Origin of the sequence: Methylococcus sp. EFPC2 (assembly GCF_016925495.1) — a bacterium.
GTDB lineage: Bacteria > Pseudomonadota > Gammaproteobacteria > Methylococcales > Methylococcaceae > EFPC2.
This window is the reverse complement of sequence record NZ_CP070491.1, coordinates 59,755-83,188: the sequence shown is the minus strand read 5'-3', so window position 1 is coordinate 83,188 and position 23,434 is coordinate 59,755. Positions and strand designations below refer to the sequence as shown.

The following is a 23,434-nucleotide window of genomic DNA, read 5'->3' as shown; positions in this document are numbered from 1 at the left end:
CGGCGGGATCGGGAAAGCGCTCGAGTGAGCTGATCGCAGGGGGAACCGATACGTTACCGTTCGTTCCGCGCTTGTCGAAGGGCATGATCAGCGGCTTTTTTATGACCCTAAACCCTTGCTTCCAACCACTTTCTTCACGGCAGGCTTATGCGAACCCATTCAGTCCCGACATGCTTCTCGGTCTTGGCCCTAGTATTGGTATTGGCGGCTTGCGCACCAGTCCATGACGATGTTCCTTTGGCAGTGTCACCGCAACCGTCGGCGGCCCAAGCGCCTGCAACCGACGAAACGGATCCGCAAGTGATCGGCAATGTGCGGCAGTTGAGCTATACGGGGCTGCGTGCCGGGGAGGCTTATTTCAACCGGGACGGCACCCAGTTGATCTACCAGAGCGAACGGGAAGACAAAAACCCGTTCTACCAGATTTACACCCTCAATCTGTTGTCGGGCAAGATCGACCGGGTGTCGCCCGGCCAGGGCAAGACGACCTGCTCCTGGTTTCATCCCGACGGCGAACGGGCCTTGTTCAGCTCCACCCACCAGGACCCGCGGCTACAAGAAAAGGTAAAAGAAGAATACGAGGCGCGGCGTAACCCGCAGAAGAACCGGTACTCCTGGAGCTTCGACGAGGAATTCAAGATCTACGAGAAAAACCTCAAATCCGGGAAGTTGAAGCTGCTCACACCCGAGCACGGCTACAACGCGGAGGGCTCTTATTCGCCCGATGGCCGGCTGATCGCTTTCGCGTCCAACCGCAACGCCTACGCGCATCCCGAGACATTGACCGCCGAGGATCAAAAGCTCTTCTCGCAAGACCCCAGCTACATGATGGACATCTACATCATGAACGCCGACGGCAGCAACGTGCGGCAGCTCACCGACGTGCGCGGCTACGACGGCGGACCGTTTTTCAGTCCCGACGGACGGAAGATCACCTGGCGACGCTTCGCGCCCAACGGCCAGTCCGCCGAGATTTACACCATGAACCTGGACGGCAGCGAGCAAAAAGCGCTCACCAAAATTAAAGCCATGTCCTGGGCGCCTTTTTTCCATCCATCGGGCGACTACCTGATCTTCACCACCAATACGCAGGGTTACGCCAATTTCGAACTCTACATCGTCGATGCGGAAGGCAAACACGAACCGGTCCGGGTCAGCCACATACCCGAATTCGATGGCTTGCCGGTATTTCATCCCAATGGCCGGGAAATCGTCTGGACCCACAAGACCGAAAAAGGCGACGGCCAGCTCTTCCGCGCCGATTGGGACGATGCCAAGGCACGCGCCTTGCTGGCATTGCCTCCGGCGCAAGCCGCGGCGATACGCGTCGGCCAGTTTTCCAGCGTCAACAAGCCGCTGGAAATTTCGCCCCAGAGCGTGCAGCAAACCGTCGACTACCTGGCCCAGCCCGAGTTTGCCGGGCGCTTGACCGGAAGCGAGCAGGAAGCACGGATTGCCCGGGAGTTGAGTAGCGTTTTCCAGCAGATCGGCCTGAGCCCGGTCGGCGAGAACGGCGGCTATCTAGCGTCCTTTCCGTTCACCTCGCAAGTAGATCTGGGACCGCAAACCCGGGCCGCCTGGTCGTTCGGCGAACCGGGCAAACCCGCGTGGTCCGAGCTGGAAACCGGCAAGGACTTCGTACCGCTGTCGTTTTCCAGGACGGGTACGGCCAAGGGCGGCGTGGTGTTTGCCGGCTACGGGCTGGTGGCTCCTGCAACCGAAAAACTGGAGGCCTTCGATTCCTACGCCCATACCGACGTCAAGGGCAAATGGGCGTTGATCCTCCGCGATATTCCGGAAAATCTTCCGGCGGACAAACGCGTGGAACTCCTGTATTTCTCGCGGCTGCAAAACAAGGTGCAGACCGCCGCGCAAAAAGGCGCCGTCGGCGTGCTGGTAGTCTCCGACAAGATAGCTCCGCTGCATTTCGAGGGCGCCAGCACCGCCCTTTCCCTGCCGGTGATCGGCGTCAGCAAGGAACTGGCGGACAAGCTGCTGGCGTCCACCGGCCGCAACCTGGCGCAATGGACCGAAGTGCTGGACACCGGCACGACGCAGGCGGCCGAGATCAAGACCCGGGAAAAGGAAGTCCTCGTGGACGCCAATATCGACCTGATATGGACCCGCTCCACCGGCAACAACGTGGTGGGCGAGTTGAAAGTGCCAGGCGCCAAGGAGACGGTGGTCATAGGCGCGCATCTGGACCATTTGGGTCACGGCGAATTCGGCAGTTCGCTGGCAAAGGACGAAGAAAAAGGACAGATCCATCCTGGCGCGGACGACAATGCCTCGGGCGTCGCCGGCGTGCTGGCCCTGGCTCACCAACTTGCCGCAGAGACCCAAGCGGGCTTGATACATCCGCAACGCAACATCATTTTCGCGCTGTGGTCCGGTGAAGAACTGGGCCTGCTCGGCTCCACCCATTGGGTGCGCAACTTCGCCGCCAGCCACGGCGGCAAAAACGCGGAGAAAATCGTCGCCAACATCAATCTCGACATGATAGGCCGCTACCAGGGCAAGCTGCAGGTGCAAGGTCTGGGCAGTGCCAAGGAATGGAAAGGACTCTTCGAGAAAGCCGCCCTGCAAACGCCGGTGAACCTGATCTTGCAGGACGATCCTTATCTGCCCTCGGACTCCATGGCCTTCTATCTGGAGAACATACCAACCGTGATGTTCTTCACCGGCGCCCATGGCGAATATCATACCCCTCGCGACGTCGCTTCCCTGATCAACGCCCAGGGCGAGGCGGATGTCCTCAATCTGGTGCGCCGCACTTTGGACGAGCTGGGTGCCAGCCACGGCGGCAAGCCCCTGCCCATCACCTATGCCAAGGCGGAAAGCAGCCGCGGCCAAATGGAAGGCCGATCGTTCCGGGTCTATCTGGGCACCATACCCGACTACACCCAGGAAGCCGTAAAAGGCGTGTTGCTCAGCGGCACCACCAAGAACTCGCCGGCAGAGAAGGCCGGGCTGGCAGGCAACGACGTCATCGTCGAACTCGCGGGCCTGAAGATCGAGAATCTCTACGACTACGTCTACGCACTGCAAACGCTCAAGGCCAATAAGGAAACCCAGATCAAGGTGCTACGCAAAGGCGAAGCCAAAGAGTTCGCTATCACTCCGGAAGCCAAGGAATGACTGCAAAAAAGGTGGGAGGGCCCCGGAACGGGCCATCCCGATGATCGAGGAAGCGCTGACTTAACAGGCTCAGAGCGGACGGTAAGGTATTGATTCCGTCCGTGCTGAGCCCTTCGACTGCGCTCGGGACAGGCTGGTCGAGCGTTCTCCTGTGCCCGCAGTAGGGCATGAATCGAATTATTCGGAGCACCGCTAAGGATTCGGACGCCGGCAAGCCGTCCTGTCCCAAAAGAACCGCTTGCTCGGCATCCTTGAGCGCAGTCGAGCCGCCGCCCGCCGCGCTATTCGTAAAGCCCCCGCTGCTTCCGGCCAAGCCGGCGCACCATACCCCACCCGGCACCTTTGCTGCCGGCCTCATACATGCAGCACGCCTTGTATCCCGACGATCGCGCACTCAAGGCCGTCGCCGCGCCCGCCTGGAATAGAAACAATCGGGCCACCATGAGGATGCAAAGGCGAAATGAATTATTACCTATAACCAGCATGGTTTTTGGTGGATAAAGTCATTAATCTGCCCGACGCCGTTTGGGCCGCTTGGCACTCCGCATGCCGCCCCTACGCTGTCTGAAAAGTCCTGCCGATGGGGTCCGAGTATCGCCGTTGGGTGATACGCCTGATCGATGGCTCCGGGGGCTTTCCGTCGCGAAAAAACATCAACAAATCAAAGGGGCGACCGGTTCAACGGCCGCACCCGGCGCAACAGGGGGGAGCGATGACCGAAACGTTCTACGACGTGCTCAGGCGGCAAGGCATCAGCCGCCGCAGCTTCATGAAATTCTGCAGCCTCACGGCTTCCACGCTGGGCCTGGGCTCGGCCTTCGTGCCCAGGATCGCATCGGCCCTGGAAACCAAGCCGCGTACCCCGGTGCTGTGGCTGCACGGGCTGGAATGCACCTGCTGTTCGGAATCCTTCATCCGCTCGGCGCACCCGCTGGCCAAGGACGTGGTGCTGTCCATGCTCTCGCTGGACTACGACGACACGCTGATGGCGGCCGCCGGCCACCAGGCCGAGGCGATCTTCGACCAGATCATTTCCAAGTACAAAGGCAATTACATCCTCGCGGTGGAAGGCAATCCGCCCCTGAACGAGGACGGCATGTTCTGCATCCACGGCGGCAAGCCCTTCGTCGAAGTGCTACGCCGCGTCGCCAAGGACGCCAAGGCGGTGATCGCCTGGGGCTCCTGCGCTTCCTGGGGCTGCGTGCAGGCGGCCAAGCCCAATCCCACCCAGGCCACGCCCATCCACAAGGTCATCGTCGACAAGCCCATCGTCAAGGTGCCGGGCTGCCCGCCCATCGCCGAGGTGATGACCGCGGTGGTCACCTACATGCTGACCTTCGACAAGATCCCCGAGCTGGACCGCCAGGGCCGGCCCAAAATGTTCTACGGCCAGCGCATCCACGACAAATGCTACCGCCGCCCGCATTTCGACGCCGGCCAGTTCGTCCAGGACTTCGACGACGAATACGCGCGCAAGGGCTATTGCCTGTACAAGGTCGGCTGCAAGGGCCCGACCACCTACAACGCCTGTTCCACCGTGCGTTGGAACGACGGCGTGTCCTTCCCCATCCAGTCCGGCCACGGCTGCATCGGCTGCTCGGAAGACGGCTTCTGGGACAAGGGCTCCTTTTATGACCGCGTCACCGGCATCCAGCAGTTCGGCATCGAATCCAACGCCGACACCGTGGGCGGCGTGGTGGCTGGCGGCATCGGCGCATCCGTCGCCGCGCATGCCGCGGTCAGCGCCCTGAAGAAGGCGCAGAACAAACCGTCGGACGGCGCGAACAACCGGGAGGGGAATTAAACCATGGGCGCATACGAAACCCAGGGCTTCAAGCTGGACAACAGCGGCAAGCGGGTCGTGGTCGATCCGGTCTGCCGCATCGAAGGCCATCTGCGCGTCGAGGTCAACCTCGACGAACACAACGTGATCCGCAACGCGGTCTCCACCGGCACCATGTGGCGCGGACTGGAAGTGATCCTGCGCGGCCGCGACCCGCGCGACGCCTGGGCCTTCACCGAGAGGATCTGCGGCGTCTGCACCGGCACGCACGCGCTCACCAGCGTGCGGGCGGTGGAAGATGCCTTGGGCATCAGCATCCCGGAAAACGCCAACAGCATCCGCAACCTCATGCAGCTGTGCCTACAGGTGCACGATCACCTGGTGCATTTCTACCACCTGCATGCCCTGGACTGGGTGGACGTGGTCAGCGCGCTGTCGGCCGACCCGAAGAAGACTTCCGAACTGGCGCAGAGCATCAGCTCCTGGCCGCTGTCGTCGCCGGGTTATTTCCGCGACTTGCAGAGCCGGCTGAAAAAATTCGTCGAATCCGGCCAGCTCGGTCCCTTCACCAACGGTTATTGGGGCAGCCCGGCCTACAAGCTGCCGCCGGAAGCCAATCTGATGGCTGTGGCCCATTACCTGGAAGCCCTGGATTTCCAGAAGGAGATCGTCAAGATCCACACCGTGTTCGGCGGCAAGAATCCGCACCCGAACTGGCTGGTGGGCGGCATGCCCTGCGCCATCAACCTGGACGGCACGGGCGCGGTCGGCGCCATCAACATGGAGCGGCTGAACCTGGTCTCCGGCATCATCGACCGCCTGATCGAGTTCACCGAGCAGGTTTACCTGCCCGACGTGCGCGCCATCGGCTCCTTCTACAAGGACTGGCAGTACGGCGGCGGCCTGTCCTCGTCCTGCGTGCTGTCCTATGGCGACATTCCGGACAAGGCCAACGACTACTCGGCCGGCAATTTGCTGCTGCCGCGCGGCGCCATCGTCAACGGCGACCTGGGCAAGGTGCATGCCGTGGATCTGCGCGATCCGAACGAGATCCAGGAGTTCGTCACCCATTCCTGGTACCGCTATCCGGACGAGCAAAAAGGCCTGCACCCCTGGGACGGCGTCACGGAACCCAACTTCGAACTGGGCCCCAACTTCAAGGGCACCAAGACCAACATCGAAGCCCTGGACGAAGCCGGCAAATACTCCTGGATCAAGGCGCCGCGCTGGAAAGGCCACGCCATGGAAGTGGGCCCGCTGGCCCGCTACGTGGTCGGCTACGCGCAGGGTAAGGCGGAATTCAAGGAGCCGGTCGACAAGCTACTGTCGGATCTGGGTCTACCGCTGCCGGCGCTGTTCTCCACCCTGGGCCGCACCGCGGCGCGCGCGCTGGAGTGCGAATGGGCGGGCCACAAGATGCGTTATTTCTTCGACAAGCTGGTGGCCAACATCAAGGCCGGCGACCTGGCCACGGCCAACGTGCAGAAGTGGGAGCCGTCCACCTGGCCGAAACAGACCAAGGGTGTGGGCTTCACCGAAGCGCCGCGCGGCGCCTTGGGCCATTGGGTGCACATCGCCGACGGCAAGATCGAGAACTACCAGTGCGTGGTGCCGACCACCTGGAACGGCAGTCCGCGCGACCCCAAGGGCCAGATCGGCGCCTACGAGGCCTCGCTGATGAACACCCCGCTGGCCAAGGCCGACGAACCCCTGGAGATCCTGCGCACCATACACAGCTTCGACCCCTGCCTGGCCTGCTCCACCCACGTCATGTCCCCGGACGGCGAGGAGTTGGCGCGGATCAAGGTCCGTTAGAGGAGGCGCCATGGCCGCACAACCCCAGATCGAAACCGGCTCGCCGGTCTATGTCTACGAACTGCCGGTACGCCTGTGGCACGCCGTCAACGCCCTCAGCATCGTGGTGCTGGCGGTGACCGGCTATCTCATCAGCCATCCCTTGGGGACGACCGAAGGCGAAGCCAGCGCCAACTTCCTCATGGGCTACATCCGTTTCGCCCATTTCGCCGCGGCCTATGTGTTCGCCGCGGCCTTCCTCGGCCGGATCTACTGGGCCTTCGCCGGCAACCGCTATGCGCGCGAGCTGTTCGTGCTGCCTGTCACGGATAAAACCTGGTGGGCCGGGCTGTGGCACGAGGTACGCTGGTATCTGTTCCTGGAGAAATCCTCGGGGCAGCATGCCGGCCACAACCCGCTGGCCCAGCTCGCCATGTTCACGGTCTTCGTACCCGGCACGATCTTCATGATCTTCACCGGCTTCGCGCTCTATGCCGAAGGCGAAGGCCAGGGCTCCTGGCAGGACGCGCTGTTCGGCTGGCTCACCCCCTTATTCGGGCAAAGCCAGGACGTTCACACCTGGCACCACCTGGTGGCCTGGGTGATCGTCTGGTTCGTGATCATCCACGTCTACGTGGCGATCCGCGAGGACATTTTGTCCCGGCAAAGCCTGTTGAAGACCATTGCCACGGGATGGCGGGAATTCCGGTAAGGCCGAGTATTTGTCTTGGATCCCGTTCAGCCGCGCTGAGCATCGCAGCTTGTCGGGCGGAAATGACCCGAAGGGGCGACTCAGGGATGAGTCGCGGCGATCAAGGGGCAGGAAGCCCCTTTGATCGCCTCCCGCCCGACAAGCGACAAATTCGTCAGGAACGAATTTGAACAGCCGAAAGGCTGGCCCGAAGGGCGAAAGCCAGGAAGGCTTTCGTAAAAGCGCAGGAGCTTTCGCGGCTGCCGGGTGGCCTTTCTTTTGGTTACTTTTCTTTGGCCAAGCAAAGAAAAGTAACTCGCCTTCGGGGGCGAAACCCCGATTCAAATGGGCTCGCGCAGCGAAACCAATTTCGGCAACCTGGCCTGGCAATGAATGACTATCCGAACGAAGTTCTGATCCTAGGCATCGGCAACCTCCTCTGGGCCGACGAGGGTTTCGGCGTGCGTTGCGTGGAGGAACTCGTCCGGCGCTATCGCTTGCCGGAAGGCGTAACGGCCATGGACGGCGGCACCCAGGGGCTTTATCTATTGCCCTATGTGCAGGCCGCACGCCGGCTGGTGGTGTTCGATGCGGTGGATTTCGGCCTGACACCGGGTACCCTGCTACAGGTCGAGGACGATGCGGTGCCCCGTTACATGGGCGCGAAGAAGATGAGTCTGCATCAGACCGGATTTCAAGAGGTACTGGCCGCCGCCAGCCTCACCGGCAAGCTGCCGGTATCCCTGCTGCTCATCGGCGCGCAGCCGGTGGAACTCGACGATTACGGCGGCAGCCTCAGGCCGCAAATACGCGACCGGATCGGCGAGGCCGTCGAACTGGCCGTGGCGCGCCTGCGCGACTGGGGTATCGACCTGGCGACGCGCGACGCCGCCGTAGCGTCGAGCCTGAACGACGCCAGCCTGGCCCTCGACGCCTACGAATCCGGCCGGCCATCGGAACAGGAAGCCTGCCGCTACGGCGACGAACGCATATTGTTCGGGAGCCCACCATGTGCCTAGGCATACCCATGCAGGTGCTGGCCGTGGACGGCCGCTATGCCCGTTGCGCGGGGCGCGACGGGGAAAAGCTCGTCGACTTGGGCCTGGTGGGCGAGGTCATCCCCGGGCAATGGCTGATGACCTTCATGGACACCGCCCGTTCCTTGCTGAACGAGGAGGAAGCGGCTCTCAGCAATGCGGCGCTGGACGCCCTAGCGGCGGTATTGGCCGGGGCCGACGACGTCTCGGATTATTTCGCCGATCTCACCGGCCGCGAACCCCAGTTGCCCGACTTTCTCAAGACCCGCCCATGACGCCGACGCCTTCCCCGCCTCCCGACCGCCTGGCCGCCCTGATCGCCAAGCTGACCGAGCGCGACGCCTTTTTGTTGCTGGACGAGGCCGGAGAGGCCGCGTTTGCGGCGGCTCCGGGCGCCGCCGTGCTGCTCTTCGTCGAGGACCCGAGTACGGTGCCGGAAAGCTGGGACGTCGGCGTGGTACTGCCGGAAGTGTTGAAGGACTTGGGACAGCCCTGCCGGACCGGCGTCGTTGCGCCGGCAACCGGCCGGAGCCTGCGGGCGCGCTACGGCTTCGCCCGCTGGCCGGCCGCGGTATTCCTGCGCGACGGCGGCTATCTGGGCGCCATCGAAGGCATGAAGGACTGGCCGGTCCTGCTCGCCGAAACCCGCGCCATCCTGTCCGGGCCCGTGCGCCGCCCGCCCGGCCTGGGCGTGGAAGTCCGCGTCGAAGGCGCCGCCTCCTCCTGCCACTGAGGCTTGCAAAGCCATGAAACCTTTCCCCATCCCCGTCGTCGGCGAGCTGCCCTTTACCCTTGAAGAGGAAGGTCCCAGCCTGATCGTGGAAAGCCCCGGCGACATGGCGGTGTTCCGCATGCCGGCCCGGTACACTCCGACAGAACCGGCGCACGAACAGGCCGCGTGCGAAGTGATCGAACGTCTGCTCGGCGCCCTCGGCGCCTGGAAGTTCGGCGAGGCGGACTATCCGTGCCTGGAACTGGACGGCCTCGACGCCGGCAGCCTGCGCGTGCTGCACGAAACCCTGGGCGAAGGCGAGGTCGGCGCGCGGCTGGGTCCGCGCGCGGAGGCACAGGAGACCGCCTTCGCCGGCATCTGGTGGCTGCGCACACTCGGGCCAGCGGGCGAAGTGAGCAGCGAACGCCTGGAAGCTTGCGCGATTCCCGAAGACGTCCGCAGGGCGGCGCGCGGCAAAGCCGGCATCGACATCCCGCCGGCGACGGCCGGGCTCATGAATGCCCCCGCCCTGATCGCCGAAATCGCCGAGCGCTCCGCGCGATACCGCGTCGACGGAACCAGCCACGTCATCAACCTGACCCTGCTGCCGGTCACCCCGGAAGATCTGGAATACCTGGATGCGACGCTGGGACGCGGCGGCGTCAGTCTGCTGTCGCGCGGCTACGGCAATTGCCGCATCACCGCGACGGCGGTCGACGGCGTGTGGTGGGTGCAATACTTCAACGCGAGCGACAAGCTGATCCTCAACACCCTCGAGATTACCGGCCTGCCCGAAGCCGCCCTGGCGGCCCCCGAAGACCTCGCCGACAGCGTCGAGCGTCTGGCCGAATGTCTGGCCGCCTTGAGGGAAGGCTGATGTTCGAGAATTTCTCGCCGCAAGATCTGCCCGACGACGCCCGTCTCGAATGCGGCGTGTGCTGGTGGGTCTACGATCCCGCCGAAGGCGACGCCGCGGCCCAAGTGCCGCCCGGCACCCCTTTCAGCGGGCTACCGGCCGATTGGCGCTGCCCGCAATGCGACGGCGCGCCGGAAAAATTCCTGGTCCTGCGGGATGAGCCCTGACGACGACGATCCCAGCGCCCGGGTCGCTGCGGCTTACGCCGCGCTCGGCCGCGGTGCCATGGCCGGCCTGCCGCTCAACAACCCGGCCTTGCGCGTGGAGACCGTGGGCTTCCGCCGCTGGCAGGGCGTCTGGGTCGGTGTGCTCGTCACCCCCTGGACCCTCAGTCTGATCCTGCTTCCCGCCGGCAACCCGGCATTTCGTGCCCTGGACGGCGATCAGGTGCAGGACTGGCACCTCCCATCCGGCGTATACGAATTCCGCGGCGGACGCCTGGCCGGGCTGGGGCCTTATCAGACCTGTTCCCTGTTTTCCCCGCCCGCCGAATTCGCCGACCAGGACGCCGCCCGCGCCGTCGCGGAAGAAGTCATGGCCGCCCTGCTCCGTCCGCTGGCCGAGGCCGTCCCTGCCGCGCATAGCCGCCGCGACTTCCTGCGGGCCAGCTTCCGGAACAGCGCATGAATCCGGGCCGTCTGCATCTGCGCGTATTCTGGGACGGCGAATGGGTGACCGGCGTGGAAATCGGCAACTCCCGGCCGCAATCCGCCCGATTGCTGAACGGACGCACGCCGGACGAAGCCCGCAGCCTGATCCCCCTGCTGTTCAGCGCCTGCCGCCACGGCCAAAGCGCCGCCGCCCACGGCGCCCTGGCGCGCGCGGAAGGGAGCGAACACCACGCCAGGGGTATCGCTCTGGCCGTGGAAACGGCCCAGGAACATCTCTGGCGATTACTGCTGGACTGGCCCAAGGTGCTGGGCTACGAGCCCGATTTGAACACCTATGCCCACTGGCACAAGCGCCTGGGCGAAGTGGCGACAGGCGGCGACTGGGGCGACGCCGGATGGGATCTCAAAAAATTTTGCGAACAGACTTTCTTCGGCATGGATGCCGCCGCCTGGTTGGCTACCGACGGGCCGAGCAGCTTCCCCGTGCTGAATACCCTAATGACTAGCCGTTGGGAAAAACCGGCCCATGCGCTTACCCATCCCTCGCTCTTACCCGCCGGATTGACGGCGCGGGACTATTACCGGGCCATGTTCATGGAGCTGGACACCGGTTACGCCCGCTACCCGACCTGGAACGGCGCCGCGGCGGAAACCGGGCCTTACGCACGCTGGCACCGGGCGCCACCGGTTGCCGGGAGCACGCCGATCGCCGGCCGACTGCAGGCCCGCTTGGCCGAGCTGGCATCCGTGGTGCAGGAAGCGGCCGGACAAATCCCGCCACAGCCTCGGTGCGACGCTTACTCGCCCGAAGCCGGCAGCGGGTTTTCCGTGGCCGAGACCGCCCGGGGTCTGCTGGTACACTGGGCCAGGCTGGAACAGGGCCGGATCGCCGATTATCTTATCGTCGCGCCCACCGAATGGAACTTCCATCCGGCCGGAGCCTTTCGCGCCGGCCTGGTCGGCCTGGCCGCGCCCGATTCCGACACGGTCGAACGGCAAGCCCGGCAGTTGGCCCTGGCCCTGGACCCCTGCGTGCCCTACGACATCGACGTGAGGTTGCAGTGAAACCGGATATAAGTAGCGGAGCTTCCCTCGGCGGTAGCGGTAGGATGGGCAAAGCGAAGCATGCCCATCAAACTCCTGATGGGCACGCGGGGCTTTGCCCATCCTACCTGTTTAGAGAATTGAGGCGCTATGCATGAAATGTCCCTAGCCGAAGGCGTGGTGGAGATCATCGAGGACCACGCCCGCCGCCAGGGCTTTACCAAGGTCAGAACGGTATGGCTGGAAATCGGCCGGCTGGCGGCGGTCGAACCTGAAGCCATGCGGTTTTGTTTCGATGCCGTCGTCGCCGGAACATGCGCCGAAGGCGCGCGGCTGGAGATCGTCGACGTGGCGGGCAGCGGCTGGTGCATGGAATGCAGCGAGCCCGTGACGCTGGACGCCCTTTACGGTCCCTGCCCGCTCTGCGGCGGCTACAAGGTGCAGGCTACCGGCGGCACCGAAATGCGAGTAAAAGAACTGGAAGTGGAATAGCTGAGGTGAGACATGTGTAGCACATGCGGTTGCGGTCATGGTGAAACAAAACTGGAAGGCCAGGCCCTCGACCGGGGCGGCAAACCGCGCTTCGTGCCGGTCACGGACAAAGCTCCCGCGCCCCTGCATTTTGGCCACGGACCCGCGGGCGCTCACGCGCCGGGACTGTCCCAGGCGCGCATGGTCAAGATCGAGCAGGACATCCTGGCCAAGAACGACGGCTATGCCGATCGCAACCGTCGCTTTCTCCGGGAACGCGGCATCTTCGCCCTTAACCTGGTCTCCAGCCCCGGTTCGGGCAAGACCACCCTACTAGTGCGCAGCATCGCGGAGCTGCGTGACCGGGTGCCCGTGGCGGTGATCGAAGGCGACCAGCAGACCTCCAACGACGCCGAGCGCATCCGCGCGACCGGCGTGCCGGCCCTCCAAATCAACACCGGCAAGGGCTGCCACCTGGACGCGCACATGGTGGGCGAGGCCCTGGGCCAACTGGACCTGCAGGAAAACGGCATCCTGTTCATCGAGAACGTCGGCAACCTGGTCTGCCCAGCGGCTTTCGACCTGGGCGAGGCGCACAAGGTGGCCATTCTTTCCGTGACGGAAGGCGAAGACAAGCCGCTCAAATATCCGGACATGTTCCGCGCCGCCGATCTCATGCTGCTCAACAAGTGCGATCTGCTGCCCTATCTGCGCTTCGACGTGGAGCTCGCCGTGGAAAACGCGCGCCGGGTGAATCCCGCGATCAAAGTCATCAAACTCTCGGCGCAAACCGGGGAAGGCCTGGACGAATGGCTGGCCTGGCTGGAAGCCGGCGCAGCCGAACGGGCGGTCCGTCAGATCGCCGGATGAATCGGAGGTTTCCATGGACTCGCTGCCGCAAGACTGGTCCGCGCTTTCCCTGCTGATCTTCGCCTTAGGGCTCAAACACGGATTCGACGCCGATCACCTGGCCACCATAGACGGCCTCACCCGCTACAACGCCCGCAACCGGCCGCGCCTGGCCCGCTACTGCGGGACCCTGTTCTCCCTGGGCCACGGCCTGGTGGTGCTGGCCATCGCCGCTGCGGTGAACCTCCTCGCGGGTCGCTGGGCCGTGCCGGAATGGCTGGAAGCCTTCGGCACCTGCACCTCCGTCTTCTTCCTCACCCTGTTGGGCGTGTTGAACCTCCGTGCGGTGCTGCGGGCCGATCCCGATCAGCCGGTCGCCCTGGTCGGTGTCAAGGGGCGATTCCTGGGAAGCTGGCAGCGCGCCGGCCGGCCGGGACTGATACTCCTGGTCGGCGCTTTGTTCGCCCTGTCCTTCGATACCCTGAGCCAGGCCGCGCTGTTCGGCCTGACCGCCCGGCATTACGGCGGCTGGCAGCCGGCCCTGGGCCTGGCCCTGGTGTTCACCGCCGGCATGCTGGCCGCCGACGGGCTAAACGGTTACTGCATCGCGCAGATGATAGGCCGCGCCGACCGCCTGGCGCGCATCGCCTCCCGCTTGATGAGCCTGACCCTGGCCGGTCTCAGCCTGGCCATCGCGGCCCTCATCGTCGCCAAGACCCTGCTGCCGGACCTCGACGCCCTGCTGGAAAAGGAAGAACTGCTGCCCGGCCTCGCCGTGGTCGCCGTGTCCTGCACCGCATTCCTGGCCGCATTGCTACTGGCGCAATGGCGGGCGGTCAAATCGGCTTGAGCCCCCCTTTTCCCGCCGTCTCGGCGGCAGAACCGGTCGTGCTCCGGCGGATCGCCTTGCAGATCACCGGACTGGTTCAGGGCGTGGGCTTCCGGCCTTACGTCTACCGCCTGGCGACCGAAGCGGGCCTCGCCGGCTGGGTGGCCAACACGCCGACCGGCGTGAGCATCGAGGCGGAAGGCTCGGCCACAGCCCTGCAGGCCTTCCTCGCCCGCCTGCCGGCGGAACTGCCGCCGCTGGCGCGCATCGAATCCCTGCAGACCGCCGAACTGCCGGCCACCGGCGAGCGAGGCTTCCGGGTCCGGCTTAGTGAGGCGCGAGGACCGGTTTCGGTCTACGTGCCGCCGGATGCGGCGACCTGCCCCGCCTGCCTCGCCGAGTTGTTCGACCCGGCCAACCGGCGCCACCGCTATCCATTCATCAGTTGCACCGACTGCGGACCGCGCTGGAGCATCACCCAGAGCCTGCCTTTCGACCGCGAACGCACGGTGATGCAGGCCTTCCCGCTATGCCCGGCCTGTCTCGCCGAATACCAAGACCCGGGCGACCGGCGCTTCCATGCCCAGACCCAGTGCTGCCCGGTCTGCGGGCCGCAGATTTCTTTACACGACGCCGAGGGATTGCAGGCGGGCGGCGAAGAGGCCCTGGGACTGACGGTGCAAGCTCTGCGATCCGGCGCCATCGTCGCCTTGCAGGGCCTGGGCGGATTTCAATTACTGGCGGATGCGGGCAACGAGGCCGCCGTTTCCAGACTGCGCAGCCGCAAATCCCGCCCGGCCAAGCCTTTCGCCGTAATGGTGGGGTCACTCGAGGAAGCCGGTGCGATCTGCGAAATCTCGGACGTGGAATCCCGCCTGCTGAGCTCGGCCGCCGCCCCCATCGTGCTGCTGAGGCGACGCGTGGAAAACCGGACTATCGCCGCAGCCGTCGCCCCGGACAACCCTTGGCTGGGCGTGATGGTCGCCTACACGCCGCTGCATCATCTGCTGCTGGCGGAGTTCGGCGCACCCTTGGTCTGCACCAGCGGCAACCGCAGCGGCGAACCGATCTGCACGAGCTTCGAGGAAGCCAAAGCCCGCCTGGGCGGCATCGCCGACGCATTCCTCTACCACGACCGCCCCGTGCTGCGCGCCTTGGATGATAGCGTGGCGCGGGAAATCGCCGGCGAGCCCCTGCTGCTGCGCTGCGCACGGGGCTACGAACCTGTCATCAAGCTGCCCCGCCCGCGCGTCTCCACCCCTTCCCCCTTCCAGGGGGAAGGATGGGATGGGGGTAGCTCGCCCGACACGCCTGACACCTCCCGGAACTCGTGCTTGTCCTCGGGAACGGCACCCCCACCCTACCCTCCCCCTGCCAGGGGGAGGGAGACCGACGCCACGGTGCTCGCCGTCGGCGGCCACCTCAAGAACACCGTGGCGCTCACATTGGACGAGCGCATCGTGCTGAGCCAGCATCTCAGCGACCCAGCCACAGCAGATCATGCCGCCGAAGCCCACTTTTCCACCCCTTCCCCCTCCCAGGGGGAAGGCTGGGATGGGGGTAGCTCGCCCAATACGCCTGACACCTCCTGCCACTCGCGTCTGTCCTCGGAAACGGCACCCCCACCCTGCCCTCCCCCTGCCAGGGGGAGGGGGGGCGACGCCACGGTACTCGCCGTCGGAGGGCACCTCAAGAACACCGTGGCACTCGCATTGGACGAGCGTGTCGTGCTGAGCCAGCATCTGGGTGACCTGGACAGTGCCGAATCACGCGACAGCCACCGGCGCACCGTGGCCGATCTGGAAACCCTGTTCGGCATCAACCCGGACCGCATCGCTTGCGATCTGCATCCGGATTACGCCTCCAGCCGCTTGGCGGAAGCGACGGGCATACCCCTGGTTCGGGTGCAGCACCACTACGCCCATGTGCTGTCCTGCATGGCCGAGCACGGGCTGGAGCCGCCGCTGCTGGGCATCGCCTGGGACGGCGTGGGGCTGGGGCCGGACGGCACGCTGTGGGGCGGGGAGTTCCTGCGCATCGAGGCGGACGGCTATACCCGCATCGGCCGCTTCCGCCCCTTCCCCCTGCCCGGCGGCGAGCAAGCCGTGCGCGAGCCGCGCCGGGCAGCCCTGGGACTGCTTTACGCCGCCCTGGGCGAAGCCGCCTTCGCGCGGGACGACCTCGCGTCCGTGGCCGACTTCGGCCCGGCTGCCCTGAAAACCCTGGCCCATATGCTCAAGCGCGGCATCAACACGCCCCTGAGTTCCGGCGTCGGCCGACTGTTCGACGGCGTCGCCGCCCTGCTCGGCCTCAAGCAGACCACCAGCTTCGAAGGCGAGGCGGCGATGGCTTTGGAATTCGCCGCCGAGCGGGACGAATCCGAGGGAGCTTATCCTTACGAGCTGATCGAAAGCGCGGATGAGGCCGAGCCTCGCTGGACCGTGGACTGGACGCCCCTGATCCCACCCCTGCTGGAAGACTCGAAGGCCGGCCACATCACGGCCTCGGCCGGGCGTTTTCATCGCACCCTGGCCGAAGCCGCCCTGGCCGTCGCCGAGCGGGTCGGCCTCGAGCGGGTGGCGCTTACCGGCGGCGTGTTCCAGAACCGGCTGCTGTCTGAACTCGTCGGCTCCCGCCTGGCATCGTCCGGTTTCGAAGTACACCGCCATCGTTTCATCCCGCCCAACGATGGCGGTCTAGCCCTGGGTCAACTGCGGGCGGCCGCGATGTCCATTGGTGGGAGCGGTCTTCAGACCGCGATGAGTCGTGGGCTGAAGCCCACTCCCACCTCGAACTGAGTCGCCGCTTGACACCCGATCCCAGGTCCGCCACCGTGATGCCCAAGCAGCGACCTAAAAGCGAGACTATCCCATGTGCCTAGCCATACCCGGTCAAATCATCAGCCTTTCCGAAGCCGGCGACGGCATGGGCCGCGTCAGCTTCGGCGGCGTGGTCAAGGAAGTCAGCCTGGCCTTCACCCCGGAAGCCCAGGTGGGCGATTACGTCATCGTCCATGCCGGATTCGCCATCTCCCAATTGGACGAAGAAGAGGCCCAGGCCGCGCTGGCGGAATTCAAAGCCTTGGAGGCCATGGAAGCCGACGAAGCCGCTGCGCCATGAAATACCTCAGCGAATTCCGCGACCCGGCCGCCGCCCGTAGATTGGCGGATGCCATCGCCGCCACGGTCACGAGGCCCTGGACGCTGATGGAAGTCTGCGGCGGCCAGACCCATTCCATCATGAAATACGGCATAGATCGGCTGCTGCCGGAAAGCGTCGAACTGATCCACGGGCCCGGCTGCCCGGTCTGCGTGACGCCTTTGGAATACATCGACAAGGCCATCGCCATCGCCGAAACGCCGGGCGCGATCCTGTGCACCTTCGGCGACATGCTCCGGGTGCCGGGCTCGGGCCGCGACCTGCTGTCGGTGAAGGCCGCGGGCGGCGACGTGCGGGCGGTATACTCGCCGCTGGACGCACTCAAGATCGCCCGCGCGCACCCGGACAGGCAAGTGGTTTTTTTCTCGGTCGGCTTCGAAACCACCGCGCCCGGCACGGCTATGGCGGCCTTCCAGGCCCAACGAGATGCCATCGCCAATTTCTCGCTGCTGGTCTGCCACGTGCGCGTGCCGCCGGCCATGGAAGCCATCCTTTCCTCACCCAACAACCGCGTGCAGGGCTTCCTGGCCGCCGGCCATGTCTGCGCGGTCATGGGCTATGCGGAATACGAGCCCATCGCCGAGCGCTATCGAGTGCCCATCGTGGTCACCGGCTTCGAACCGCTGGACATCCTCGCCGGCATCCACGATTGCCTCGTGCAACTGGAACAAGGCCGCCACGAGGTGAGCAACGAATACGCGCGCGCCGTGACCCACGACGGCAACGTTCCCGCGCAAGCGCTGATGCGCCAAGTGTTCTGCGTGGTCGACCGGCAATGGCGCGGACTGGGCAGCATCGCGCAAAGCGGCCTGGGCTTGAGCGCAGACTATGCCAGCCTGGACGCGGAAAGCCGCTTCGAGCTGCACGCCCTGTCCACACCGGAACCGGCCGAATGTCTAAGCGGGCTGGTGCTGCAAGGCGCCCTCAAGCCCGACCGCTGTCCGGCATTCGGCAGCCGCTGCACGCCCGAACATCCGCTGGGGGCCACCATGGTGTCCTCGGAAGGCGCCTGCGCGGCCTATTACCGCTATCGCCATACGGCCACCGCTACTCCCGCCGAAACCGCCTGATGAACGAAAACCCCGACTTCCAGCTCGCCTGCCCAACGCCCATCGGCATCTACGAACACGTGGTCATGGCCCACGGCGGCGGCGGCCGGCTGATGCAGCAGCTGCTGGACAAGCTGGTCCAGCCGGCCTTCGCCAATCCCTATCTGGCCGCGCGCCACGACAGCGCGGTGTTCGAGCAGGGCGGACAACGCTATGCCTTCACCACCGACTCCTATGTGGTCAAGCCCATGTTCTTCCCCGGCGGCGACATCGGCAAACTGGCGGTCTGCGGCACCCTCAACGACCTGGCGATGGCCGGAGCGAAACCGCTGTTTCTCAGCGCCGGCCTGATCATCGAGGAAGGCCTGCCGCTGGCCGATTTGCAGCGGATATTGAACTCGATGGCGGAAACGGCGCGGGCCGCGGGCGCCCTGATCGTCACCGGCGACACCAAGGTGGTCGACCGCGGCAAGGGCGACGGCCTCTACATCAACACCGCCGGCATAGGCCTGATCGAACACGGCGGCACGATAGCCCCGGCCTCGGTCCGGCCGGGCGATGCGGTTCTGATCAACGGCGACATCGGCCGGCATGGCATCGCCATCATGGCGCAGCGCGAGGGGCTGGCCTTCGAGACCACCATAGAGAGCGACTGCGCCGACCTGTCAGGCCTGGTGGGCGCGCTGCTGGAAGCCGGCATCGAAATCCACTGCCTGCGCGACCTCACCCGCGGCGGGCTGGCCAGTGCGCTGATCGAGATCGCCCAGGCCGCGGGCGTGAACATCGAAGTCCGCGAGGCCGACATTCCGGTGCGCGAAGACGTGCAGGGCGCCTGCGAGATCCTCGGCTTCGATCCGCTCTACGTGGCCAACGAAGGCCGCCTCGCCGCCTTCGTCCCCGCCGATCAGGCCGAGCGGGCACTGGCCGCCCTGCGCCAGCATCCCCTCGGCGCGGATGCGGCCATCATCGGGCAGGTGCCGGGGTCTTCATCCGGCGCGGTGAACCTGCAAACGGCGTTCGGCATAAACCGCCCGCTGGACCTGCTGAGCGGGGAGCAGTTGCCGAGGATATGCTGACCCTGCTTTACCGGGGTTAATGGTGGGTTACGACGCGCGGTAAGGCCGCCTGGACGTCAACTTCAGTGTGTTGCGCGTCTAACCCACCCTGCGCCGGGAACCGGATAATGCGATATCCACTTGATTTGCAAGGGCCGAGCCTCTAGGCTAGCCGGCCAGTTTAGGGCGGGCGACCCGCCCTTCCGCTTCACCCACAGAATTCTCGAACCCCTACGAAATGAGCAATAGCTACGACGCCTCCGCCATCGAAGTGCTGAGCGGCCTCGATCCCGTGCGCAAGCGGCCGGGCATGTACACCGACACCTCCCGCCCCAACCATCTGGCCCAGGAAGTCATCGACAACGGCGTGGACGAAGCCCTGGCCGGTTTCGCCCGCAACATCGAGGTCAAACTGCTGGCCGACGGCGGGGTGGACGTGCGCGACGACGGCCGCGGCATGCCGGTGGACATTCACCCCGAGGAAGGCGTGTCCGGCGTGGAGGTGATCCTGACCAAGCTGCATGCCGGCGGCAAGTTCTCGCACAAGAACTACCGCTATTCCGGCGGCTTGCACGGCGTGGGCGTGTCGGTGGTGAATGCCCTATCGGCCCGGCTGGAGGTGGAAATCCGCCGCGGCGGCAAGACTTACGCGATGAGCTTCGCCCAGGGCGAGAAAACTTCGGAACTGGCGGAGACCGGTACCTGCAAGGCGCGCGAGACCGGCACCACGGTGCGGTTCTGGCCCGAGGCGCGCTATTTCGATACGCCGCGCATCGCGGTTCCCCGCCTCAAGCATTTGCTGCGCGCCAAGGCCGTGCTCTGTCCCGGCCTGCGCATCGCCCTGCTGGACGAAGCCAGCGGCGAACAGGAAGTCTGGCATTACGAGAACGGCCTGCCGCAATATCTGCTGGACCAGATCGGCGACGTGGAATGCCTGCCCGAGCAACCTTTCGTCGGCAACATGGAAGCCAGCGGCGAGGCGGCCGACTGGGCCGTGGTCTGGGCCAACGAGGTGCGCGAAGCGGTGGCCGAGAGCTATGTCAACCTGGTGCCCACACCGCAGGGCGGCACCCACGTCAACGGCCTGCGCGCCGGACTCACCGAAGCGATGCGCGAATTCTGCGATTTCCGCAATCTCTTGCCGCGTGGCATCAAGATCGCTCCGGAAGACGTCTGGGAACGCTGCCAGTACGTGCTGTCAGTGAAGATGCAGGAGCCGCAGTTCTCCGGCCAGACCAAGGAACGCCTGAGTTCACGCGAATGCGTGGCCTTCGTCTCCGGCGTGGCCAAGGACGCCTTCAGCCTCTGGCTCAACCAGCATCCGGCGGCGGGCGAAGGCATCGCCGCGCTCATCATCGAAAGCGCCCAGAAGCGCTTGCGCGCCAGCCGGCAGGTGGTACGCAAGAAAGTCACCTCGGGTCCGGCCCTGCCCGGCAAGCTGGCCGATTGCAGCTCGCAGGACACCAATCTCACCGAGCTGTTCCTGGTGGAAGGCGATTCCGCCGGCGGTTCGGCCAAGCAGGCGCGCGAGCGTGAATTCCAGGCCATCATGCCGTTGAGAGGCAAGATCCTGAACACCTGGGAAGTGGAATCGGACGGCGTGCTGGCCTCGCAGGAAGTGCACGACATCGCCCTGGCCTTGGGCGTGGATCCCGGCTCCACCGACGTGAGCCAGTTGCGCTACGGCAAGGTCTGCATCCTGGCCGATGCCGATTCCGACGGCAATCACATCGCCACCCTGCTGTGCGCCCTGTTCGTGCGCCATTTCCGCCCCCTGGTCGAAGCCGGCCACGTCTTCGTCGCCATGCCGCCGCTCTACCGCATCGACGTCGGCAAGCAGGTTTACTACGCGCTGGACGAAGCGGAGAAGAAAGGTGTGCTGGACCGCATCGAGGCCGAGAAGATCAAGGGCAAGGTCAACGTGCAGCGCTTCAAGGGCCTGGGCGAAATGAATCCATCCCAACTTCGCGAAACCACCATGAACCCCGACACCCGCCGCCTGGTACAGCTCACCCTGGACGACCAGGCCGCCACCGACCAGCAACTCGACATGCTGCTGGCCAAGAAGCGCGCCTCGGATAGAAAAGTGTGGCTGGAAGAAAAGGGCAATCTGGCGGAGGTCTTGTAGACGAAACCACGATGGCTGCGGTTGGTGCCTCACCGCATCCTGCAACTGGAGAAAGAGCTGGAGGAGGTAGGCCGGAATAAGCGGCAACGACCCGGCAACAGGCTCCGCGCTGGGATTCCCGTTGCCATCCCAGCCTGCGGGCTGCAAACGGCGTTATGATGAGGCCGGGCAATCCATCGAGGGCGCTACGGCAAACGGGGCGGAGCGACTGCTATGAGCGCAGCGGAAGGCAGCGCTTATAGCCGGGCCGGACACGCCCGGTTTCCGTGCCCCGCAGCAGCAACCGGAGTGGTATCCATGAGCAGCCAGGCCATCAGCATCGATGACGAAGAATACTTTGACCAGCTTTGGGATACGCCCGAACTCAAGCGCATCGACAAGCGCTTCCGTCGCGATCCCTATGTCGCCATACCTGAGCTGTTGCGGGCCGGGAGGACGGTGTGGGAAGTGGCGGAGGCGTTCAAATCCTGCGGGCTCATCACCGATTTCGGCGAAGGCTACATCGTTCCCGAGACGGACGTGATACACGCCGCGGCCAAGAATGGCGCCGATTGGGAAATCTCGGACGTATTTCATACCCGCGAAGCGGCGGCGCAACGAGTGGCCGATGAAATCGCCGCGGAAATCACGCACAAACTGACACCCGGCGTCGACGATTTCGTCGAGGTGGAAACCTTTCTGTTCGGGTTCGACCAACGCGGCGAGGCCGTTCGCGTCAAGGCGCAAACCCACATCATCATACTGCCGGACGAGGGAGAATTCGGACGAATCTAAATATCGTCACGGTGCCCTGGATATCCCCGGTGATTTATCGGTGGACATGCGAAGATCGAGGACTTCAGGCCTCGATCTTCGCAGGCTAAAGCCCGCTCCCACCCATAAACCAGGGACTTCGGGCCACCTGGCTTAGTCGCGGTGGCGCTCGCCTTGCCGTTCGTGTCGACCGTGTTCGTGGCGATACGCGCACTGGCCCGATAACCGGGCACGATCATCCGCCTCCACTAGTTCGGCGCGCGCGGCCACGCCGGTGTCGGCAAAATCGGTGAACAGGCCGTCGACGCCCAGTTCGAAGTAGTATCTGATTTCCGCCTGCGGATCGCTGAAACCGTAACCGCTGGAATCGTTGCGGAAGGTCCAGGTGTGCACCAGCAAGCCTTTCTCGTGCGCCTGCTCGATCACCCCGGTGCTGCCGACCACCAACCGGTCGTTGATGGTGAGCCGGCCGTCGCCGTTGCGGTCCACGCCGTCATCCACCGTCTTGACCAGATAGGGCTTCCAGGGTCCGATGGCGTCGGCGTAGCTCTTCACGAAATCCAGCCCCTCGTCGGTGAGCAGGTCGCCGAAAGTGCGCGCATCGCCCGACACGACGAAGTCATAGGGCTGCCTGGAGGGCGGCACCAGCGAGATCGAGCCGTCGGCATTCACGCCGTTGGCGTCGACCAACTGCACCCGTTTGATGTGGGTCTTTCTGGCCAGATAGCGCAGGTTGCCCACTTCGAAGGACTGGATGAACACCGGCGCGCATTCGCTGTTGCCGTATTCCTTATGCAGCTTTTTCAGCAGCTTGTCCTCGAATACGTGCTCGCCGAACAGGCCGGCATGGAAGGTGGAATGCTTGATTTCGGGATAAATGCCTATGGTACGACCGGTTTCCTCGCCCTTGCGCTTGGCCAGTTCGATGACCTCGTCCAGGGTCGGAATCTCGTACAAACCGTCGTAGGCGGTGTTGCCGGGGCGCAGCGCGGGCAGGCGCTCCTTGGCCTTCAGCGTCTTGATCTCGGCCAGGGTGAAATCGCTGGCGAACCAGTCGGTGACCGGCACGCCGTCGAGCACCTTGGTGGTCTTGCGGTCGGCGAATTCGGGATGGTCGGCCACGTCCGTGGTACCGCCTATCGCCGGCTCGTGACGGGCGATCAAGTGGCCGTCCTGGGTCAGAACGAGGTCGGGCTCGATGTAGTCGGCCCCCAACTCGATGGCCAGGGCGTAACTCGCGAGGGTGTGTTCCGGCCGATAGCCGGACGCGCCGCGGTGGCCGATGACGATGGGCGCCGCGCCGGTCAAGGTGGGCAGATCGGATGCCTCGGCGCAGCCGGCGTTTAGGGCCACCATGGTCGCCAGGGCCAGAATGGATTGCTTGCGTACATGCTGCAACATAACGAATGTGCTCC

21 protein-coding genes are annotated in these 23,434 nt (G+C 64.9%); 20 read left to right on the top strand and 1 reads right to left on the bottom strand.

Annotated elements, in window-relative coordinates; all coding sequences use genetic code 11:
• Positions 1–243 precede the first annotated feature (243 nt).
• The 20 genes from JWZ97_RS00315 (at position 244) to JWZ97_RS00220 (ending at position 22,040) form a co-directional block, all read left to right on the top strand.
• Positions 244–3,138 (top strand): M20/M25/M40 family metallo-hydrolase, encoded by a 2,895-nt coding sequence (locus tag JWZ97_RS00315; protein WP_240342611.1) that lies wholly within the window; start codon positions 244–246, stop codon positions 3,136–3,138.
• Between the two features lie 712 nt (positions 3,139–3,850).
• The gene (locus tag JWZ97_RS00310) at positions 3,851–4,942 is read left to right on the top strand and encodes a hydrogenase small subunit (RefSeq protein WP_205432497.1); all 1,092 of its coding nucleotides are present in this window, start codon (positions 3,851–3,853) and stop codon (positions 4,940–4,942) included.
• Positions 4,943–4,945: 3 nt separating this feature from the next.
• Complete coding sequence (locus JWZ97_RS00305; protein ID WP_205432495.1) at positions 4,946–6,736, top strand: nickel-dependent hydrogenase large subunit; 1,791 nt, start codon at positions 4,946–4,948, stop codon at positions 6,734–6,736.
• Positions 6,737–6,746: 10 nt separating this feature from the next.
• Positions 6,747–7,427: a Ni/Fe-hydrogenase, b-type cytochrome subunit gene (cybH, locus tag JWZ97_RS00300; RefSeq protein ID WP_205432494.1), complete on the top strand. Its 681-nt coding sequence runs from the start codon at positions 6,747–6,749 to the stop codon at positions 7,425–7,427.
• 368 nt (positions 7,428–7,795) lie between these two features.
• A complete protein-coding gene (locus JWZ97_RS00295; RefSeq protein ID WP_205432492.1) occupies positions 7,796–8,425 on the top strand; it encodes a HyaD/HybD family hydrogenase maturation endopeptidase in 630 nt (209 codons plus the stop codon).
• Positions 8,416–8,718 carry a HypC/HybG/HupF family hydrogenase formation chaperone gene (locus JWZ97_RS00290; RefSeq protein WP_205432490.1) on the top strand — a complete coding sequence of 101 codons (303 nt, stop codon included), beginning with the start codon at positions 8,416–8,418 and terminating at the stop codon, positions 8,716–8,718. The genes JWZ97_RS00295 and JWZ97_RS00290 overlap by 10 nt, the downstream gene beginning before the upstream one ends.
• Positions 8,715–9,176, top strand: coding sequence for a hydrogenase (locus tag JWZ97_RS00285; protein WP_205432488.1), 462 nt, complete (start codon positions 8,715–8,717; stop codon positions 9,174–9,176). Before JWZ97_RS00290 ends, JWZ97_RS00285 begins: the two co-directional genes overlap by 4 nt.
• A gap of 13 nt (positions 9,177–9,189) precedes the next feature.
• The gene (locus JWZ97_RS00280) at positions 9,190–10,032 is read left to right on the top strand and encodes a hydrogenase expression/formation protein (RefSeq protein WP_205432486.1); all 843 of its coding nucleotides are present in this window, start codon (positions 9,190–9,192) and stop codon (positions 10,030–10,032) included.
• Entirely contained in the window at positions 10,032–10,238 is a 207-nt protein-coding gene (locus JWZ97_RS00275) for a rubredoxin (RefSeq protein ID WP_205432484.1), read from the top strand. The genes JWZ97_RS00280 and JWZ97_RS00275 overlap by 1 nt, the downstream gene beginning before the upstream one ends.
• Positions 10,228–10,698, top strand: a complete 471-nt coding sequence (hybE, locus tag JWZ97_RS00270) for a [NiFe]-hydrogenase assembly chaperone HybE (RefSeq protein ID WP_205432483.1) — start codon at positions 10,228–10,230, stop codon at positions 10,696–10,698. Before JWZ97_RS00275 ends, hybE begins: the two co-directional genes overlap by 11 nt.
• Positions 10,695–11,747, top strand: a complete 1,053-nt coding sequence (locus JWZ97_RS00265) for a nickel-dependent hydrogenase large subunit (protein ID WP_205432481.1) — start codon at positions 10,695–10,697, stop codon at positions 11,745–11,747. Before hybE ends, JWZ97_RS00265 begins: the two co-directional genes overlap by 4 nt.
• 138 nt (positions 11,748–11,885) lie before the next feature.
• Entirely contained in the window at positions 11,886–12,218 is a 333-nt protein-coding gene (gene hypA, locus JWZ97_RS00260; protein ID WP_371822546.1) for a hydrogenase maturation nickel metallochaperone HypA, read from the top strand.
• Positions 12,219–12,230: 12 nt separating this feature from the next.
• Positions 12,231–13,067 carry a hydrogenase nickel incorporation protein HypB gene (hypB, locus tag JWZ97_RS00255; RefSeq protein ID WP_205432478.1) on the top strand — a complete coding sequence of 279 codons (837 nt, stop codon included), beginning with the start codon at positions 12,231–12,233 and terminating at the stop codon, positions 13,065–13,067.
• Between the two features lie 13 nt (positions 13,068–13,080).
• Entirely contained in the window at positions 13,081–13,896 is an 816-nt protein-coding gene (locus JWZ97_RS00250; RefSeq protein ID WP_205432476.1) for a nickel transporter, read from the top strand.
• Positions 13,893–16,673 carry a carbamoyltransferase HypF gene (gene hypF / locus JWZ97_RS00245; protein WP_205432474.1) on the top strand — a complete coding sequence of 927 codons (2,781 nt, stop codon included), beginning with the start codon at positions 13,893–13,895 and terminating at the stop codon, positions 16,671–16,673. The genes JWZ97_RS00250 and hypF overlap by 4 nt, the downstream gene beginning before the upstream one ends.
• A gap of 73 nt (positions 16,674–16,746) precedes the next feature.
• On the top strand, positions 16,747–16,995 hold the full coding sequence (locus tag JWZ97_RS00240; RefSeq protein WP_205432473.1) for a HypC/HybG/HupF family hydrogenase formation chaperone: 249 nt from the start codon (positions 16,747–16,749) through the stop codon (positions 16,993–16,995).
• Entirely contained in the window at positions 16,992–18,104 is a 1,113-nt protein-coding gene (gene hypD / locus JWZ97_RS00235) for a hydrogenase formation protein HypD (RefSeq protein ID WP_205432472.1), read from the top strand. Before JWZ97_RS00240 ends, hypD begins: the two co-directional genes overlap by 4 nt.
• Positions 18,104–19,159, top strand: a complete 1,056-nt coding sequence (hypE, locus tag JWZ97_RS00230; protein WP_205432471.1) for a hydrogenase expression/formation protein HypE — start codon at positions 18,104–18,106, stop codon at positions 19,157–19,159. Before hypD ends, hypE begins: the two co-directional genes overlap by 1 nt.
• A gap of 217 nt (positions 19,160–19,376) precedes the next feature.
• Positions 19,377–21,266 (top strand): DNA topoisomerase IV subunit B, encoded by a 1,890-nt coding sequence (gene parE, locus JWZ97_RS00225; RefSeq protein ID WP_205432470.1) that lies wholly within the window; start codon positions 19,377–19,379, stop codon positions 21,264–21,266.
• A 297-nt stretch (positions 21,267–21,563) separates the two neighbouring features.
• Entirely contained in the window at positions 21,564–22,040 is a 477-nt protein-coding gene (locus tag JWZ97_RS00220) for a hypothetical protein (protein ID WP_205432469.1), read from the top strand.
• Between the two features lie 132 nt (positions 22,041–22,172).
• On the opposite strand, the gene JWZ97_RS00215 is transcribed toward JWZ97_RS00220, so the two are convergent.
• Positions 22,173–23,420 (bottom strand): glycerophosphodiester phosphodiesterase, encoded by a 1,248-nt coding sequence (locus JWZ97_RS00215; RefSeq protein ID WP_205432468.1) that lies wholly within the window; start codon positions 23,418–23,420, stop codon positions 22,173–22,175.
• Between the last annotated feature and the right edge of the window lie 14 nt (positions 23,421–23,434).

Excerpts from the sequence above, each read along its gene's own strand:
- JWZ97_RS00310 (WP_205432497.1), top strand. The coding sequence starts at position 3,851 with ATGACCGAAACGTTCTACGACGTGCTCAGGCGGCAAGGCATCAGCCGC.
- JWZ97_RS00305 (WP_205432495.1), top strand. The coding sequence starts at position 4,946 with ATGGGCGCATACGAAACCCAGGGCTTCAAGCTGGACAACAGCGGCAAG.
- cybH (WP_205432494.1), top strand. The coding sequence starts at position 6,747 with ATGGCCGCACAACCCCAGATCGAAACCGGCTCGCCGGTCTATGTCTAC.
- JWZ97_RS00295 (WP_205432492.1), top strand. The coding sequence starts at position 7,796 with ATGAATGACTATCCGAACGAAGTTCTGATCCTAGGCATCGGCAACCTC.
- JWZ97_RS00290 (WP_205432490.1), top strand. The coding sequence starts at position 8,416 with ATGTGCCTAGGCATACCCATGCAGGTGCTGGCCGTGGACGGCCGCTAT.
- JWZ97_RS00285 (WP_205432488.1), top strand. The coding sequence starts at position 8,715 with ATGACGCCGACGCCTTCCCCGCCTCCCGACCGCCTGGCCGCCCTGATC.
- JWZ97_RS00280 (WP_205432486.1), top strand. The coding sequence starts at position 9,190 with ATGAAACCTTTCCCCATCCCCGTCGTCGGCGAGCTGCCCTTTACCCTT.
- JWZ97_RS00275 (WP_205432484.1), top strand. The coding sequence starts at position 10,032 with ATGTTCGAGAATTTCTCGCCGCAAGATCTGCCCGACGACGCCCGTCTC.
- hybE (WP_205432483.1), top strand. The coding sequence starts at position 10,228 with ATGAGCCCTGACGACGACGATCCCAGCGCCCGGGTCGCTGCGGCTTAC.
- JWZ97_RS00265 (WP_205432481.1), top strand. The coding sequence starts at position 10,695 with ATGAATCCGGGCCGTCTGCATCTGCGCGTATTCTGGGACGGCGAATGG.
- hypA (WP_371822546.1), top strand. The coding sequence starts at position 11,886 with ATGTCCCTAGCCGAAGGCGTGGTGGAGATCATCGAGGACCACGCCCGC.
- hypB (WP_205432478.1), top strand. The coding sequence starts at position 12,231 with ATGTGTAGCACATGCGGTTGCGGTCATGGTGAAACAAAACTGGAAGGC.
- JWZ97_RS00250 (WP_205432476.1), top strand. The coding sequence starts at position 13,081 with ATGGACTCGCTGCCGCAAGACTGGTCCGCGCTTTCCCTGCTGATCTTC.
- JWZ97_RS00240 (WP_205432473.1), top strand. The coding sequence starts at position 16,747 with ATGTGCCTAGCCATACCCGGTCAAATCATCAGCCTTTCCGAAGCCGGC.
- hypD (WP_205432472.1), top strand. The coding sequence starts at position 16,992 with ATGAAATACCTCAGCGAATTCCGCGACCCGGCCGCCGCCCGTAGATTG.
- hypE (WP_205432471.1), top strand. The coding sequence starts at position 18,104 with ATGAACGAAAACCCCGACTTCCAGCTCGCCTGCCCAACGCCCATCGGC.
- parE (WP_205432470.1), top strand. The coding sequence starts at position 19,377 with ATGAGCAATAGCTACGACGCCTCCGCCATCGAAGTGCTGAGCGGCCTC.
- JWZ97_RS00220 (WP_205432469.1), top strand. The coding sequence starts at position 21,564 with ATGAGCAGCCAGGCCATCAGCATCGATGACGAAGAATACTTTGACCAG.
- JWZ97_RS00215 (WP_205432468.1), bottom strand. The coding sequence starts at position 23,420 with ATGTTGCAGCATGTACGCAAGCAATCCATTCTGGCCCTGGCGACCATG.